Source organism: Oleiphilus sp. HI0061, assembly GCF_001635675.1.
The window spans coordinates 1-950 of sequence record NZ_LWFE01001774.1; the positions used below are offsets into that span (position 1 = coordinate 1).

Here is a 950-nt window from a genome sequence, read left to right on the forward strand (position 1 = left end):
CTTTATCAGTTTGCGCGCATGGATTGCTTGCATTTTACTCTCCCAACTCTCTAATAGTCATGCTGCGCTTAAAATTTGGCAGCTGGCTTTTCCGGCGTTTGCACACTTGGAAGGCCCTGTGACTATGGCTTTGCTTAGGTTTCACTTTGTATCTGAAACCGTGCAAATGTTAGATTATTTATCAATAAGTATACGCAGCTTGAGCAACAATGGAATATTAAATTGGTCAAACAATGAGCGCTATTTAGAACTTAAGTTTAAAAGCGTCTGTAACTCTATGAAATAATTATGGCAGATGGGCTTATTTTTCGGTGTTAAAAAATGTAACATTTGGTTTCAATTGAAACTTGAATGTCATATTGCTCAGATATAACACTACTTTCTTGGTGCCGTTTCGCCAAGATATCTGCTATCTTTGCAATCACTATCGTTCTGTCGTTCTCATTACATAAAAACAATATTTGGGGTCAGGCATGAGTAACAGCAAATTAAAACCTTTAACAGGTGCTGATACAGCTTGGTTGCGTATGGACTCTCCTACCAACCTGATGATTATAAATGCCATGCTCATTACCGAGAGTATGGCTTTTGATGATTTTAGAAATACCATCATTAATCGTTTCTTACGTTTTCCACGCTTTACTTCTTGCCCTGTATTCAAGACCGGGCAGTATTATTGGCAGGAAGATCCTTACTTCGATATTGATAACCATGTTAAACGTGTTGCGCTAACAGGTAATGCAGACAAAGAAGCTCTACAGAGCTATCTTGCGGATCAGGCGAGCATACCGCTGGATGCAAGCAAACCTTTGTGGCAGCTATTGTTTGTCGATAACTATGAGCAGGGTAATGCGATTATTCTGCGGGTTCATCATAGCTATGCAGACGGGCTAGCTTTGATTTCTGTTTTTCACTCGATTACCGATGATGCGCCGAATGTGAAACCGTTT

General features: G+C 40.0%; 2 protein-coding genes. Both read left to right on the top strand.

Annotated features, from left to right (window positions below):
* Window positions 1-286: hypothetical protein (locus A3735_RS32195; protein WP_231882668.1), on the top strand; the 286-nt coding region annotated here is incomplete at its 5' end.
* Window positions 287-473: 187 nt separating this feature from the next.
* Window positions 474-950: wax ester/triacylglycerol synthase domain-containing protein (locus A3735_RS27035; RefSeq protein ID WP_304440033.1), on the top strand; the 477-nt coding region annotated here is incomplete at its 3' end.